The 15,943-nt window shown below is 44.8% G+C and carries 17 protein-coding genes; 10 read left to right on the top strand and 7 right to left on the bottom strand.

Annotated features, from left to right (window positions below; translation table 11 throughout):
• Window positions 1-35: 35 nt before the first annotated feature.
• The 3 genes from hslV to priA form a co-directional block, all read right to left on the bottom strand.
• Complete coding sequence (gene hslV, locus AC27G9_RS15175) at window positions 36-560, bottom strand: ATP-dependent protease subunit HslV (protein ID WP_487075307.1); 525 nt, start codon at window positions 558-560, stop codon at window positions 36-38.
• Window positions 561-712: 152 nt separating this feature from the next.
• The gene (locus AC27G9_RS15170) at window positions 713-1,267 is read right to left on the bottom strand and encodes an SPOR domain-containing protein (protein ID WP_487075305.1); all 555 of its coding nucleotides are present in this window, start codon (window positions 1,265-1,267) and stop codon (window positions 713-715) included.
• A gap of 138 nt (window positions 1,268-1,405) precedes the next feature.
• Window positions 1,406-3,583: a primosomal protein N' gene (priA, locus tag AC27G9_RS15165; protein WP_487075303.1), complete on the bottom strand. Its 2,178-nt coding sequence runs from the start codon at window positions 3,581-3,583 to the stop codon at window positions 1,406-1,408.
• A gap of 291 nt (window positions 3,584-3,874) precedes the next feature.
• Here priA and rpmE point away from each other — a divergent pair, with 291 nt between their 5' ends.
• From rpmE to AC27G9_RS15150, 3 genes are all read left to right on the top strand, one after another.
• Entirely contained in the window at window positions 3,875-4,087 is a 213-nt protein-coding gene (gene rpmE, locus AC27G9_RS15160; protein ID WP_487075302.1) for a 50S ribosomal protein L31, read from the top strand.
• Between the two features lie 182 nt (window positions 4,088-4,269).
• A complete protein-coding gene (locus AC27G9_RS15155) occupies window positions 4,270-4,671 on the top strand; it encodes a hypothetical protein (protein ID WP_487075300.1) in 402 nt (133 codons plus the stop codon).
• Window positions 4,672-5,061: 390 nt separating this feature from the next.
• A complete protein-coding gene (locus tag AC27G9_RS15150) occupies window positions 5,062-6,309 on the top strand; it encodes a malic enzyme-like NAD(P)-binding protein (RefSeq protein ID WP_487075299.1) in 1,248 nt (415 codons plus the stop codon).
• 47 nt (window positions 6,310-6,356) lie between these two features.
• On the opposite strand, the gene metJ is transcribed toward AC27G9_RS15150, so the two are convergent.
• Window positions 6,357-6,674 carry a met regulon transcriptional regulator MetJ gene (metJ, locus tag AC27G9_RS15145; protein ID WP_487075297.1) on the bottom strand — a complete coding sequence of 106 codons (318 nt, stop codon included), beginning with the start codon at window positions 6,672-6,674 and terminating at the stop codon, window positions 6,357-6,359.
• A 141-nt stretch (window positions 6,675-6,815) separates the two neighbouring features.
• Here metJ and metF point away from each other — a divergent pair, with 141 nt between their 5' ends.
• Both metF and AC27G9_RS15135 read left to right on the top strand, forming a co-directional pair.
• The gene (gene metF / locus AC27G9_RS15140; protein ID WP_487075296.1) at window positions 6,816-7,700 is read left to right on the top strand and encodes a methylenetetrahydrofolate reductase; all 885 of its coding nucleotides are present in this window, start codon (window positions 6,816-6,818) and stop codon (window positions 7,698-7,700) included.
• Between the two features lie 59 nt (window positions 7,701-7,759).
• Window positions 7,760-8,653 carry a virulence factor BrkB family protein gene (locus AC27G9_RS15135; protein WP_487075295.1) on the top strand — a complete coding sequence of 298 codons (894 nt, stop codon included), beginning with the start codon at window positions 7,760-7,762 and terminating at the stop codon, window positions 8,651-8,653.
• Between the two features lie 9 nt (window positions 8,654-8,662).
• Here the strand turns inward: AC27G9_RS15135 and AC27G9_RS15130 are convergent, their stop codons facing one another.
• Window positions 8,663-9,319, bottom strand: a complete 657-nt coding sequence (locus AC27G9_RS15130) for a DUF2959 domain-containing protein (RefSeq protein ID WP_487075293.1) — start codon at window positions 9,317-9,319, stop codon at window positions 8,663-8,665.
• Complete coding sequence (locus tag AC27G9_RS15125; protein ID WP_487075292.1) at window positions 9,319-9,552, bottom strand: hypothetical protein; 234 nt, start codon at window positions 9,550-9,552, stop codon at window positions 9,319-9,321. Before AC27G9_RS15125 ends, AC27G9_RS15130 begins: the two co-directional genes overlap by 1 nt.
• Window positions 9,553-9,635: 83 nt before the next feature.
• Here AC27G9_RS15125 and pip point away from each other — a divergent pair, with 83 nt between their 5' ends.
• The 3 genes from pip (at window position 9,636) to AC27G9_RS15110 (ending at window position 12,050) form a co-directional block, all read left to right on the top strand.
• Window positions 9,636-10,601 carry a prolyl aminopeptidase gene (pip, locus tag AC27G9_RS15120; protein ID WP_487075290.1) on the top strand — a complete coding sequence of 322 codons (966 nt, stop codon included), beginning with the start codon at window positions 9,636-9,638 and terminating at the stop codon, window positions 10,599-10,601.
• 2 nt (window positions 10,602-10,603) lie between these two features.
• The gene (gene dtd, locus AC27G9_RS15115) at window positions 10,604-11,041 is read left to right on the top strand and encodes a D-aminoacyl-tRNA deacylase (protein ID WP_487075289.1); all 438 of its coding nucleotides are present in this window, start codon (window positions 10,604-10,606) and stop codon (window positions 11,039-11,041) included.
• Window positions 11,042-11,141: 100 nt separating this feature from the next.
• Window positions 11,142-12,050, top strand: coding sequence for a bifunctional GNAT family N-acetyltransferase/hotdog fold thioesterase (locus AC27G9_RS15110; RefSeq protein ID WP_487075287.1), 909 nt, complete (start codon window positions 11,142-11,144; stop codon window positions 12,048-12,050).
• 91 nt (window positions 12,051-12,141) lie between these two features.
• On the opposite strand, the gene rpoH is transcribed toward AC27G9_RS15110, so the two are convergent.
• On the bottom strand, window positions 12,142-12,996 hold the full coding sequence (gene rpoH, locus AC27G9_RS15105) for an RNA polymerase sigma factor RpoH (RefSeq protein ID WP_487075285.1): 855 nt from the start codon (window positions 12,994-12,996) through the stop codon (window positions 12,142-12,144).
• A 352-nt stretch (window positions 12,997-13,348) separates the two neighbouring features.
• Here rpoH and AC27G9_RS15100 point away from each other — a divergent pair, with 352 nt between their 5' ends.
• Together AC27G9_RS15100 and AC27G9_RS15095 are read left to right on the top strand one after the other, a co-directional pair.
• Window positions 13,349-14,572: an EAL and HDOD domain-containing protein gene (locus AC27G9_RS15100; protein ID WP_487075283.1), complete on the top strand. Its 1,224-nt coding sequence runs from the start codon at window positions 13,349-13,351 to the stop codon at window positions 14,570-14,572.
• Between the two features lie 125 nt (window positions 14,573-14,697).
• Window positions 14,698-15,936, top strand: coding sequence for an EAL and HDOD domain-containing protein (locus AC27G9_RS15095; RefSeq protein ID WP_487075281.1), 1,239 nt, complete (start codon window positions 14,698-14,700; stop codon window positions 15,934-15,936).
• Window positions 15,937-15,943 lie beyond the last annotated feature (7 nt).

Below are 15,943 nucleotides of genomic sequence, written 5' to 3'. Positions count from 1 at the left end.
CAGGTAGCGAACAAACTCAGCTTGTTCGGGAAAATTTAGTAATCTAGTGTTTCGACTGTTTGGTGATGATTAGTAAACACACAAATATCACCCGCGATCGTCAATGACTTTTCAGCAATCTCTTGCGCGCCAAGATCGGTATTCGCTAACAGTGCCGTTGCCGCTGCTTGGGCATAGTTACCGCCCGAACCAATTGCAATTAAGTCATTCTCGGGCTGGACCACATCGCCGTTACCAGTGATGATAAAAGACGCGGTATGGTCTGCGACTGCCAACAGAGCTTCGAGTTTGCGCAGCATTCGGTCGGTACGCCAGTCTTTGGCGAGTTCCACAGCAGCTCTGGTAAGGTGGCCTTGATGAATCTCGAGTTTAGATTCGAAGCGCTCAAACAAAGTAAATGCATCGGCAGTGCCTCCGGCAAAGCCTGCGAGTACTTTGTCATTGTACAGTCGTCTCACTTTTCGGGCATTGCCCTTCATCACGGTATTACCAAGAGATACCTGACCATCGCCAGCAATTACCACCTGATTATTTCTTCTTACGGATACTATTGTAGTCACTCTATTCCCCAGTTGTGGGTATACGCTGCATTATTGAGCGTAGTCAAAAAACGAATTACTTATTAAGTGGGGTATGCAAAAGAATTTTCAAGTAAGTGAAAAGAATGAAACGCAGTGAGCGCCCCAAAACTGGGGCACTATGTCGAGATGGATTAGTTGTTCCAATACCAAATTTGGCAAGTCGTGATGTTGGATTTACGCAACGTATGCTTTGCGCGCTCAGCATCTCGTTTGGTATCAAACGGCCCTAAGATGACCCTAAACCACTCCCCATTCGATCCATTGGAGGCGCGAATTTGAGCTTCAAGGCCTTGGAACGCAATCTTCGCTCGCATCTCATCGGCTTGCGCTCGCGTTCTAAACGATGCGCATTGCATCAGGTAGCGTTTGTCCGACTTTTCCTGCTCAGAAACATCAATTTCTACCTCATAACCAGGTAAAGAACGTATGTATTCCCACTCTTCTTCTGGCAACTCAGGTAATTCGTCTTCGCTTTGTACAACAGTGGGTTTCACGGGTGCATCTGGTACTGTTTTCGCTGCGTCTTTAATCGACCACAAAAACACGGCAAAACCAATCAGTAAACCGGCGACAATCACTACGCGCAGCCATTGCAGTGGGCTGGGTTTACTCGCTTGTTCAGCCTGCTTTTTGTTTTTTTTCTTTTGGGGAGCTCTTCCCCTTGATACGTAATCACGTTGAGCCATAGCGCATTGTCCCGACTTCTTATTTTTATGGGTGGCGTCTGCTATTACTGAAATGCCATCGTAATGCAGTCTGCTCGAAAGACCGCAGTGTAGCGTGAATTGAAAAAAAATGCTGCCCAGATTATCGGCAGTTTTTTGCTAACTGAAGTCAGTGGGGTCGACGTCAATGGCCCACCGCACTTTGCTGCTTAATTTTAGCTTTGGGATCCCAGGCAATACAGTGGCGATCACTCGGTGCAAATCGGCCCTCTGTTTTGCCTGCATCACAAGCATAAATCGATATCGTCCCTGTTTTTTTTCAAGCAAAGTAGGAACTGGCCCCATCACACTGTATTGATGACCTTGAGGCAATAGCTCTCGCACGGCCTGAAGAAAATCAAAGGCCAACCTGCCGTCCATTGCCTCGGCTCTAATTAAACACTGACTCGCATAGGGAGGTAGCAATGCCATCTTTCTCTCTAGCAACGCATGACGTGCAAAATGGCCATACCCGTTATTAATTAAATCTTGCAATAGGGGGTGGCCTGGATTGTGAGTTTGCAAGTACATTTCACCTAACTTCCCGGCTCTACCTGCACGACCGGCTAATTGAGTCACTAATTGAGCTAATTTCTCTGGCGCTCTGAAGTCACCACTAAATAATGCGCCATCACAATCGAGGACGACTACCAAGGTGACATGGGGAAAGTGGTGGCCCTTTGATAGAATCTGGGTTCCGATGAGTAACTGGTATTTTCGCTGGTTAATCGCGTCAAGCATGGACGTCAACTTATCTTTGCCTTTGATGGCATCGCTGTCGATTCGTACCTGTTTGATATCAGGGAATAATTTAGCCAGCCCTTCTTCTAACTGCTCGGTACCTACGCCTTGGGCGATGAGGTTGTCACTGCCACAATTTTCACAACGATTGGGCATGGGTCTTGTGTGACCACAGTGATGGCATTGTAGTCGTCGTTGCGCTTTGTGCACTGTATATGGCCTCTCGCATCTTCGACAATGGGAGGTGTCGCCGCAATGATGGCAAATGAGTGCTGGGGCATAACCTCTACGGTTAATAAAAACCATCACCTGATTCCCCGCCGTTAAATGTTGCCGCATAACACTGAGAATCGGTTGGCTAATGCCGGCATTCAAAGGCAAATCTTTGATATCGACGACCAACTGCTGAGTTTGCTGAGCGCCACCAGCCCTAGCTTGCAGTGTAAGGTGGGTATATTTACCGCTTAGCGCATTATTGAGGGTTTCTAAAGAGGGAGTAGCTGAGCCTAAAAGCACGGGAACTTTGTTTATTTGACCTCTAACTAGGGCTAAATCCCTCGCATTATATTTTAAACCATCTTGTTGTTTGAAAGAGTCGTCATGTTCCTCATCGACTATAAGCATCCCTAAATTGGCTAAGGGCGTGAAAATAGCAGACCGAGTGCCTATTATTAGGCCAAGTTCATTGTTTTTTGCCCGCTGCCAGACTTGGTATCGCGACTTGTCATTCATTTGTGAATGCAAAAGCCCAACCTCGATGCCAAACCTCTGCTCAAAACGGCTTACCGTTTGTGGCGTCAGGCCTATTTCCGGCACGAGAATCAATACTTGCTTGCCCTTTTTTAATACCTCTTCGATAGTCTGCAAATACACTTCTGTTTTGCCGCTACCGGTAACACCTTCAATTAAAATTGGGGTAAACGATTGATTGCACGCATTAATCCCAGCGATCGCTACCGCCTGTTCTGGGTTCGGCATAGGTTTATCAGAGACGGCCATACTCTTGACCCACTCACCAGAATTGATCGCGGGTGCACGATATCCCGTTTCTATGACTCCTTTTTGCTCCAACGCTTTGATTATGCTTAGAGAAAAGGACTCTCGAACTAGATGTTTCTCGCGAGCACCAGCTTTGAGTAGTTCGACAAGTGCACGTTGTTTTGGACTGCGGTTAAACTCCTCCGCCTTGAGCTCATGCCCTGAAGCGGTTAGTTCTAGTATGGCGATATCATCATTTGGCAGTGGATCCGACTTTCTCAGTAATACAGGCATGACAGTACTGAATACTTCACCAATGGGATGGTGATAATAGTTAGACAACCAGCCAGCGATACGACAGGTTTCGTTATCTAAAGCCGGTTCGTCATCTAATACTTGCTCAACAAATTTAAGCTCTCCCGTCGCCTGCGGTCCCTGCGCTTTTTCTACGACAACACCAACCATGACTCGTTTGCCAAATGGAACGAGTACACGCATACCTTGTTGAATATCGGTATCGCAATGATAAGCAAATGTTTGTCTTAGCGGCACTGGAACCGCGACGTGAATCGTTGGCATGAAATCTTTTCGTTGGCAAATGAGTATAAGTAAACGGCCTGCTGGCAAAGTCGCAAACACTATTAAAGTTTGCAGTATGCTATTGAAAATCGCAATCAATGCTAGAAATCATCTCTAGACTGGGAATAAATTGTGCTATTTTCGAGCAAACATGTTGATCAATAGGGCGTCTTCCATTAATATGCGCGCCTCTTTGCAGCAAGGCCCTTTGGGGACTTGCATATTAATTAGTAGCGTATGGTGTTCAGCTTCGGGCTGGATTGCGATGCGGCCTTATGAATGAGGTAACCCATGAAAGAAGGTATCCACCCAACTTACGAAGAAATTACTGCAACTTGTTCTTGCGGCAATGTCATTAAAATTCGCTCTACGCTAGGTAAAGACATCAACCTTGACGTATGTTCAGCTTGCCACCCTTTCTACACTGGTAAGCAGCGTAATGTTGACACTGGTGGTCGTGTTGACCGCTTCAAGAAGCGTTTTGGTGCACTTAGCAAAAAATAAGCAGCACTGCTTCTTAAAAAAGCGCCTAAATGGCGCTTTTTTTGTATCTGAAATTTGTTCCTCTACCAGTTGTAAAAAGCTGTCAAAAGCAGTCTAGATTTCACTGACACAATTGGACAGTTTGAGACGGATTCTCTCCACATCTTTTGCCATGATATGCCCAGTTTATAAAGGAGCAACTCATGACAAAACACAATCACAAACACACCTTAGCATTTACTTTCGTAATACTGGCATGTGGCCTCGGTGGCTGCACTTCTTTTCAATCAGGCGCTAACTATCGTCCCATTGTGGATGGCGGTGACCTTACGGCATATGAAAGTGATTTAGCACAATGCCAGTCAGTAGCGACACAGCGCGGCTATATCAATGACGACGTCAAAGGTGATGCTATGGTTGGTGCGCTCGTTGGTGCCTTAGCCGGTGCAGATGGCAATACGGGCGACATTGTAGCGGGAGCAATTGTCGGTAGTGCAGTGGGCGCGGGAAGCAGTGCATACGGCATTAGAGACGAACGAAAAAATATCGTAATCAAATGTATGGAAAATCGCGGATACAACGTTGTTGAATCAACAAATGTATAACCCCACCTAACTGGCCGCGTAGATCATTCCGGCCAGTTATACCCTCCCACAATTTTTATATTTCATTCCATCTTTGACTAACAGGTAGGATCTGGGCTCTACTATAGTTGTCACAAATCTGTTTTACTTTAAAAAACAAGTGCTCACGAAACCGAACAGCCTAAAATACATATAATAAATACCAATACACACATTCAATAAAAAATGTGAATGTTGAGTATAGATAATGTGCGTTAGAGGCCGACTAAATTCCAGTTTAGATTACGAATAACGTGGCCTGATCAGATATGTGCTGTGAATGTGACATGATACAGTTCAAAAATAATAATAATACGTATCTCACGTACACAATAAAAACCTCGAACCCTACAAAAAAGGACACTGAAAATAATGTCAGACTTTCGCCAACGCGCCCTCGATTATCATGCGAAACCAACACCGGGGAAAATTCGAGTAGAGCTATCCACGCCTGCTGAAAGTGTCGATGATTTGGCTCTCGCCTATAGTCCAGGTGTTGCCGAACCAGTCAAAGAAATTGCGGAAGATCCATCCACCGCTTACCAATACACGGCTAAAGGTAATATGGTAGCCGTGATTAGCAATGGTACCGCCATTTTGGGCTTAGGGAATCTTGGCCCCTTGGCTTCCAAGCCTGTAATGGAAGGTAAAGCTTTATTGTTTAAACGCTTTGCAGGGCTTGACGCTATTGATATAGAGGTGAAACACCGCACTACCGAAGAGTTCATCAACACCGTCGCCAACATTGCAGATACGTTCGGTGGTATTAACCTTGAAGATATTAAAGCGCCTGAGTGTTTTGAAATAGAACAAGAGCTCATCAAGCGTTGTAAAATCCCTGTATTCCATGACGATCAGCATGGTACGGCAATCGTCACTGCCGCAGGCATGCTCAACGCGCTAGAGATTCAAGGCAAGAATATCGAAGACGCTAAGATTGTTTGCATGGGGGCTGGTGCCGCAGCGGTGGCCTGTATGGAACTATTAATTAAATGTGGCGCACAGCGCGAGCGCATTTACATGTTAGATCGCAAAGGTGTTATTCATACCCGCCGTGACGATTTAACACCGCATAAACAGTTGTTTGCCAATAACACTGACAAGCGTTCTTTAGAAGATGTAATGGAAGGTGCAGATATATTTGTGGGCGTATCCGGCCCTGACCTATTGCCACCAGAAACATTGGCCCTAATGGCGCCCAACCCGATTGTTTTCGCCTGTTCGAATCCAGACCCAGAGATTAAGCCTGAGCTCGCTCATGAAGTTCGTCAGGATTTAATTATGGCAACAGGGCGTTCAGACTACCCAAACCAAGTCAACAACGTGCTGTGTTTCCCGTTCATTTTCCGTGGTGCGCTAGACGTAAGGGCGTCAGCAATCAATGATGAAATGAAAGTGGCAGCGGTAGAAGCCATTCGTTCGATCTCAAGAGAACCTGTGCCTAAGGAAGTCCTTATTGCCAGTAAAAGTGAGACACTGACTTTTGGCAAAGACTACATCATTCCAAAACCGATGGATCCAAGATTGTGTGCGCGAATCGCAAGAGCGGTAGCACAAGCCGCCATTGACTCGGGTGTTGCTCAGATTGAGGCCTTGCCAGAAGGATATATGGCAGAATAGTTTTTACTAGGTATCAAAAAGCCGGCTCTCAGATGCCGGCTTTTTTATTACTCTTCTTCTACATCAGGGTCGATACCCATTTCTTGCATGATACGGCGTGCCTCTGCCGGAATGCGATTTTCATTGTCTTTCTTCAAGTCGTCATCGTTTGGCAATGGTTGACCTGTAAATGCATGCAAAAACGCTTCACACAACAATTCTGAATTCGTTGCGTGTCGCAAATTATTAATTTGCCGACGAGTCCGCTCGTCAGTCAGTACTTTGAGTACATTGATAGGGATTGAGACAGTAACTTTCTTAACTTGCTCACTTTTTTTACCGTGCTCAGCGTAGGGATGTATATATTTTCCGTTCCATTCTGCCATTTGGTCCACTCTGTGTTCTATTTTTTATAAAGAGAAATTCTAAACAATAAGAATAAAAGGTCAATTGAGCAGTGTAAACCTCTTGACGTCTAGACATACATTTTGTAGTTTAGACGTCTAAACGTCCAGAAGGTAACTAAAATGGTTTCATACGCACAAGGTATCGATGCTTTGAATCAATCTCTTTCAGAATTGAGAGATATTGATGTGTCTTTCGAGTTTTTCCCGCCGAAATCGGAAGCAATGGAAAAAACCCTGTGGAAATCAGTGGAGCGACTCGCCCCCCTGAAGCCATCATACATGTCTGTTACTTATGGCGCGAACAGTGGTGAGCGTGACCGTACTCACGATGTCGTAAAGCGCATACAACAACAAACCGGTATTTCGGCAGCACCTCACCTTACGTGTGTAGATGCATCGCCAGAAGAGCTACAGCAAATTGCGCGAGATTATTGGGATTCTGGCATACGTCGAATCGTTGCTTTGCGTGGCGATTTGCCACAAGGTGTGGATAAGACCGACATGTACGCATCGGATCTTGTGGCACTTTTGAAAGACGTCGCCGATTTCGATATCTCAGTCGCAGCTTACCCTGAAAAGCACCCTGAAGCCCCCAATGCGCAGTTTGATCTACTCAACCTAAAACGCAAAGCCGAAGCGGGTGCAAATGAAGCAATTACACAGTTCTTTTTTGATACCAGTGTTTACTTGCGCTTTAGGGACCGCGCCGCTGCAGCAGGCATTGATCTGGATATAGTACCAGGTATATTGCCGGTCACTAACTATCAAACCTTGGTAAAATTTGCCGGTTTTACTAATGTTCACGTACCGGGTTGGTTGCATAAAATGTTCGACGGTATCGATGAACAAGATCAAACGACAAAGAACTTGCTCGGCGCCAACATCGCCATGGAACAGGTAAAAGTGTTAGCGAAGGAAGGAGTGAAGCACTTCCACTTTTACACGCTAAATCGCAGTGAACTAAGCTACGCCATCTGCCATATGCTAGGCGTTCGCGGACAATAACTATTTTCTCTTGCTAAACGAACCGTTACACTCTGTTTTTTAGGCAAAGGGAGTTAGGCGTGAGTACGGTTCCGCTTAGAGACAAATGGCAGTCATTTCAGCCCGAATTAGTGGCGCTGTTTCGCTGTTTTGTGAAACGCTGTAAAGATGACAGCATCACCATTTCTGCAGGCCATCTAGCCTACGTAACCTTATTGTCTTTGGTGCCCTTTATCATGGTGTTTTTCACCATTATGTCGGCGTTCCCAGCCTTTGCGAATGTCAGAGGAAAACTCGAAGCATTCATCTTCAGTAATTTTGTCCCCACCGCTAGCGATACCGTGCATAAATACATGGCAGATTTTGTCGGTAACGCATCAGAAATGGGGGCTATTGGTATATTGTCACTACTTCTTGTGGCCTTACTGCTCATTTCAAATATCGATAAAACCTTAAACCGAATATGGCGTACTCAGATTACTCGTCCAATGGTTTACACATTTGCGATTTATTGGATGGTCATTACTTTAGGCCCAATGTTAATTGGATCTAGTGTCATTATTAGCTCTTACTTGGTTGGCCTTGCCTCATTTGCGGAAGAATATACGCCGGGCCTAGGTACTCTGCTACTCAAGCTAGTGCCCTCATTCGCGGCGCTTTTGGCCTTTGCAATTTTGTATATGCTGGTTCCGAATACGCGAGTCAATGCAAAACATGCTTTGATTGGCGCATTGCTTGCGATGTTTTTGTTTGAGATGACCAAGAAAGGCTTTGCGCTCTACGTTACGAGTTTTCCCTCCTACCAGTTGATTTATGGCGCACTTGCGGTTATTCCCATTTTGTTTGTTTGGGTATATTTGTCGTGGATTGTCGTACTGGTAGGTGCAGAGTTTACGTGCAGTCTGGAAGACACTTTCAACACCGAAGACAGTCAGGAAGAAAGAGATGCGCCTGAACACACAGACGCATCCTAAATGCAGTAGTTAGTTACCGTTGTTCATCTCGGCGATAAACGCATCGGAGACGGCAATTGATTCTTTCATCTCTTTGATAAGTACGGCCACTTCTTTTTCGATTTGGCCGAGCTCACCTTGTAGCGCCCCAATCGCAGAGGCATTCAAATTATGCTTCAAAAACAACACATTGTCCTGAAGTGCAGACAATACGGGCTGCATGGTCTTCTCAGCATTTCTCATAGCGCGAATCAGCTTGCCATAACGCAGTTTAGTTTGGCGCAATTGCTGTTCACTGTTGCGACGGTAAGTCGCATTAGTATATTGCTCGAGTTCTTGTTGCCACTCGTCAAACAACGCTTCTGCAACCGATTCAACACTGTTAATGCGGTCACTGACTTTATCCGCAGCTGACTGACTTGCTTCATATTGCGCATTGAGATCGTCATAGATGTCTTCCAACTCACCGCCATCAAAATTGATCAGGGCACTAAATTGTTCAAGTGCTGAGCTAAACTCTTCTTGGGCATCTTCTTGTGAGTCTTTGGCATTTTCAACGCGATCAACAAGTATATCTCGTTTCTCTACACCTACTTTTTCCCACGCCGCGTAATAAGCGGATTGGCACCCGGTTAATACGGTTGTAAATACAGATGCTAGCAGTACTGCTTTAAGCAGAGTACGCATTAGTCGCCTCCCGAATACTTAGCCGCATCAATTATCGCCCAAAGGTGGAAGATTGCGCCTACTGGCCATATAAAGATGAGGATGACGGTTGCTGCTAGCGCATAACAAACCGTTGAAACAAGGAAAAACATCAGCGCTTTCATGATACGCCCCTGGACTAGTTGACCTAACCCTGGAATGAAAAAGCTACATATTGCCGCGATGACATTACCACCAGAACCTTGACCAGACATACGACCTCCGTGCAAAAATAAATAGTGTTACGCTTATCAGTGTCTACACTAACTTACACTAAGTCATCGAAAAATGGAAAACGATGCCACACTATTTCAATACAGAATGTTTCCTTAACGGTTATCTGGAAGTTTCTACAGATGCCTCAATTTATTACGAATTAAGTGGGAATCGTAGAGGAACACCTGTTCTTTTTTTACATGGAGGCCCGGGGGCTGGTCTGCCGCAAAACTACCAACGCTTCTTTGATCCCGAGCATTGGATGGTAATAGGATTTGACCAAAGAGGATGCGGTCGTTCTACACCCCTACCCTCGCTATCAGACAACACAACCCAGAAGCAACTAGAAGATATCGAAACACTTAGACACAAATTGGGTATCGAAAAATGGGTAGTATTCGGTGGTTCGTGGGGGGCAACCCTGGGGTTACTTTATGCAATAGCCTACCCGCAGAGGGTAAAACACCTAGTGTTAAGAGGAGTGTTTTTGGGAAGAAGAGTTGATACTCACTGGTTTTTAGATCCTCAAGGCGGAGCTGCACAGTTGTATCCAGACGCCTATCGTGATTTTATCGCTGACATAGGATCAGATACGTTGACACCAAATACAATTTTGCAGACGTATTACAACCACTTTCAAGCCGACAGCGAAGAAAAAGCAAATGCGGTGAAACGCTGGTGTCACTGGGAAGAAGTGCTCTCGCAGATTGTAAATGCGCCGGTCAGTGTGTCCCGGCCAACACTATCTAACCCGCCCTGTAAAGCAATGCATGATATTGCCACATTGGAATGCCATTACTTAGTTAACCAAAACTTCATTCCCAATGACTTTATTTTGGATAATACGTCGCAACTCGCTACAATCCCCGGAGATATTATTCACGGCAGATTTGACGCCGTTTGCAGCGTCGATGCTGCATACTCACTACATGAAAAATGGGCGAAGAGTAAGCTCAATATCGTTCCCAATGCTGGGCATAGTTTATCAGAACCTGGGATTGGCAAAGCCCTTCTCAACGCCCTGGCCGAGTTTATTAATAGGAAGTAAATGTGATTGGATTAGTTCAGCGAGTGTCGCAAGCCAGCGTTGCAGTCAACAACGAAGTGATTGGCGATATTAAGAAAGGAATGCTGGTTCTGGTTGGTGTGGAACAAACTGATACGAGCCAAAATATTGAAAGGCTCGCAAACAAACTAGCCGCGTACCGGATGTTTTCCGACCAAGACGGCAAGATGAACCTGAATGTACAGCAAGTCGGCGGTGCCATTTTATTAGTTTCTCAGTTTACGTTGGTCGCTGATACCGCGAAAGGCAATCGCCCTGGATTTTCTAAGGGAGCGTCACCGGAACATGGTAAGGCGATGTTCGAACAATTAGTCGAGGCAGTCCGAGCCAAACATATCCCAGTAGAAACGGGCCAATTTGGCGCAGATATGCAGGTTTCACTTATCAACGATGGGCCTGTCACCTTCCATTTTGATCTTTGATACCCATATTACCCATCCGGTGCTGCTCAGAAAATCTGCTTGCCGCGCCGCGCTGCATCATATTTAATGACTATTCAGACTAAAAAAGGGCATCCACTACGTGTTTAAAATTGAAACACCTACCACGGACGAAATGCTAACGGCCTATTTTGATTTTCGTTGGCAACACTTAAGGCAACCATGGAACTTCCCCCAAGGTTCGGAGAAAGATGAATATGAGCAGGTCTCTGAGCACAGGGTAATCGTCAATGGTAAAGGCGACATCGTCGCTTGCGGACGAGTTCACTTGAATACGTCTGAGGAAGCCCAAATAAGACACATCGCAGTAGATCCCAAGATGCACCGGAAAGGGCTAGGGCAGATGATACTGTCTGCTTTGGAGTCAGTAGCCAGAGAATTAGGGGCAGTTCGTGCTGTCACAAATAGCCGTGAAACGTCCATGGCATTTTTCGAATCGTGTGGATTTGCAATTGAAGGCGACGCATCGAGTGAGCTCGGTATGCTCAAGCGCCACCAGATGGTTAAAAAGCTCAATGATAACAACACATTAGTTATGCATCCCAAATGGTGCCAAGAGCTGCAACAAACTTGGACGGAAACCATTCCCATTACGGAACACATGGGCATCAAGTTACATCAATACAGTGGCAGGACACTAGAAACGCGAGCATCGCTAAACAAGAATATTAATATTCACGGCACTATGTTTGCTGGCAGTATTTTCTCTCTTGCCACGCTCACAGGATGGGGAATGATTTTCCTTCAATTGAAGGAGCGCGGTCTTGAAGGAGATATTGTACTTGGCGATGGGGATATTCATTATCACAAGCCCATTACAATGAAGCCAAGGGCGCTGTGTAACAAAGAAAAACTACAAGGTAAATTCAGCGTATTAGAAAAACGCCATAAGTGCCGTATCACCCTTCAAGTCGACATATTGGACGATGAGCGACCAGTTGCAGAATTCAAAGGCGTATATTGGATTTTACCGCCTAATACAGAAGATTAAGGGCCGCCAAAACAGCGGTTGTAGTATCGCGAAACAAAAACAAAAAAGGCGAAGTATTTACTTCGCCTTTTTCATATGTCGTGTGATGAAACTATACCGCCATTGCAGCCTGTAGTTTCTTCATGGCGTTCTTTTCAATTTGTCGAACACGCTCAGCAGATACTTCATACTTATTTGCAAGATCTTGCAATGTGATCTTGTTGTCTGCCAACCAACGGGTTTCAATAATATCTTGGCTGCGCTCATCGAGTGTTTTCAATGCAGAGTACAGGCGCTTGCTTGCGTTACTGTCCCAATCTTCATTGACCACACTCATTTCAACGTCAGTGCTTTTGTCTTCTAGATATTGAGCCGGCGCAAAATTACCGCTTTCATCATCATCCGCGCCCAAGTCAAACGCTTGGTCTTGGCTGCTCATGCGCGATTCCATTTGCAGTACTTCTTTCGTACTCACACCCAGCTCGTTAGCAACGGTTTGCACTTCTTCGTGAGTGAACCAACCCAGTCTCTTTTTGGCCTTTCTCAAATTAAAGAAAAGCTTACGCTGTGCTTTGGTCGTCGCCACTTTCACAATACGCCAGTTTTTTAAGACGAACTCGTGAATTTCAGCTTTGATCCAGTGAACAGCAAAAGACACCAAGCGAACACCAACTGACGGGTCAAATCGCTTAACAGCTTTCATCAAACCGATATTGCCTTCCTGGATGAGGTCAGCCTGAGGCAGGCCATAGCCTGAGTAGGATTTTGCGATATGGACAACGAAACGCAAGTGAGACATAACAAGTTTACGCGCGGCTTCGAGATCCTCGTTTTCGCGTAGACGAAGTGCTAATTCATGCTCTTCTTCAGCAGTAAGCATATTGATGCTGTTAACAGCTTGAATATACCCTTCAATACTTCCACTGTGAGGCACAGATAGTGCCATTGACTGCATGTTATTGCTCATAATTACCTCAATTAACTAAGCCTCTGATGATAACAAATGAGAGGAGGCTTTGCGAGACGTTTAGCTAGGATCCGAGTGGATAAGCCGTTACAAGTTATGACTATATGGTCATACATCTAAATATCAAGACCAGATCAACAATAAAAAGTTTCATATTGTTTGCAGAAATATAGTCCATAATAGAAAGTACAACATAAGCCAGCGGCGTGATATAACATAACGATAAACGTATGATATACGCGTTGAGTAACCGTTCTATACCGCTTGCGTTATTGGGACATTTGCCCAAACCCTAAGGGTTTCAACAGTTTGATGTGTTTATCACTCAGTAGTACAAAACAGTGAGGACCGTATGTTCGCCTATGTAGCACGCCAACCCATTTTCGATCGTGACAAAAACGTCTACGCATACGAACTACTTTTTCGAGATGGCGAACAAAACTGCTTCCCAGACATTTCCCCAGACGAAGCAACCTCAAAAATTATCACCTCAAGTCATTTGAGTTTGGGGCTAGAAGAAATCACTGGCGAAAGCCTGGCGTTTATCAATTTTCACAAAGACACCTTGATGTTTCGTTTCCCCACATCAATGGATGCCAGTAAGGTCGTCATCGAAATTTTGGAAAATATTGAAGTCGACGAGCAATTGATTGCGGCTTGCAAGCATATCAGAGGCCTAGGGTATACCATTGCACTCGATGACTACGACGGCGACCCCAAATGGGATGCCTTCTTGCCATTTACGAGTATTGTTAAGTTTGATGTTCGCGCTATGTCGCGTATTCAAATTGCGATGAAATCCAAGATATTAAAACAGCAAAAAATCAAGTTAGTCGCTGAGAAAGTCGAAACCATGGAAGAGTTTGAAGCCTTTAAAAAAATGGGATTCGACTACTTTCAAGGCTACTTTTTAGCACGCCCCGAAATCGTCAGGCATCGTAAACTCAGCTCCTCAAAATTGACGTTGCTCGAGTTATTGGCAGCAAGTAGTACTGTGGCTTTCGACTACGACAAAATAAATGGTATTCTCGAGCGTGATGTCTCACTTACCTACATGTTACTGCGTTTCATTAATAATCCCAGTATAAACAAACGCAACAAAATCTCTTCCCTTCGCCATGCACTGACTTACATGGGCGAAGTAGAAGTAAAGAAATTTATTGCGCTTCTTGCGCTGGCAAATTTAGGCGAAAGCCAACCTGTAGAGCTGTTACAAATGAGCCTAGTGCGTGCAAAGTTCTGTGAGCTAACATCCATAGCACTAAAAGAAAAAGAAAATCCGCCAACGGGTTTTTTAGCCGGTTTGCTGTCATTGATCGATGCATTGATGGAACAAAACATGGATGACCTAATGGAAAAGGTACCTGTTGCCGATACAGTAAAAGACGCGCTTTGCGGCAAAAACAATGTTCTTAAAGATTGTATTGAGTTGGTTCATCAATTTGAAAGCGCAAACTGGGACGGGATCAACCGGTTATCGGAAAGGTTGGGGCTAAAACAGCAAATGCTCCATCACTTCTACAACGAAGCCATTAAATGGGCAAGAGCGCTACAGAGCTCACTAGAACAGAATTGATGGCTATACTACCGAAGTTATAAATGGATTATAATTTAGGCATCGGGTAAAGTAGTTTTGGATTTGCTTGGCACTGCCAGCAACAAAAAAATAAAAATAGATACAAAGGAACGATTTCAGCACTTATGTTTGCTTTCATTGCTCGTCAGCCCATATTAGACAGAGACAAAAATGTCTTTGCCTACGAACTGGTTTTTCGCGACGGAAAAGGCGGAACTTATCCCGAGCTTGATCCTGAAAAAGCCAAATATGTTGCTAATCGCTTCCATACCCTTGGTCTAGACGATATTTGTGGCGAGAAAAAATCCTTTATCAATTTCTCAACAGAAACACTCATATCTCGTTTTCCGACGACGCTCAACCCAGAAACGGTTGTGATCGAATTAGCAGAGAGCCCGATCAAGCAAGTTGGACTAGTAGAAGCATGCCAACATATTAAACACTTAGGGTTTAAACTGGCGATTGATGATCCCATGATGGTCAGTGGCCAGCACGAAATATTCCCGTTAATCGACATTGTTAAAGTCGACGTATCCAAAGCGCAATACGGGCAAATTGAAAAGAATATTTCACGATTCACTGATTCAAACATTCAGCTTGTGGCTGAGCAAGTTGATACCTATAACGATTTCAATACCTGCCGCGATCTCGGTTTTGATTTCTTCCAAGGTTATTTTTTCTCGCAGCCAGAAGCTCGTGTGCAACGCCACCTGCCTGCATCCAAAATGAACCTTGTCGACCTGATGGGCGAAAGCTCTCAAACGACATTCAACATAGACCGCGTGAATCAAATCATTGAAAGGGATGCCGCTCTTTCCTATTTATTGTTGAAGTTCATTAACAACCCAACAATTAACAAACGTTACAAGATTACATCGCTACGCCATGCTCTCAATTATATGGGAGAGGTCGAGATCAAAAAATTCATTGCGTTGTTATCCTTAGCAAACTTGAGCGATGATAAGCCAATAGAATTGATTCACATGTCACTGGTACGCGCTAAGTTCTTCGATTTAGTCGCAGAAGAGCGCAATGTAAAGAATGACCCTCCAATCGGTTTCTTGATTGGCCTGTTCTCTTTGCTCGATGCGTTACTAGATCAAGATATGCCTAACATTTTACGTCAGCTTCCACTTACCGAAGACGTCAATAACGCGTTGCTCGGCAAATCTGGAGAGTTCAACCACTATATTACGCTGGCTAAAGCCTTTGAGAGTGCAATTTGGCTTAATGTGATTAAGCAGTCGAAAGAGCTCAATATCGACCAAAAGCATCTACACAGTTTGTATAATCAGGCGGTAGTGTGGGGCAATGGTGTTAGAAAAACGATATCCGCTTACTTCCCTCGGACAAAAGTACAGTAACACTCAT

Source organism: Alteromonas sp. 5NS40-0096, from assembly GCF_057544385.1.
The sequence above is the reverse complement of the archived record's forward strand: the minus strand, read 5'-3'. Positions and strand labels throughout refer to the sequence as shown.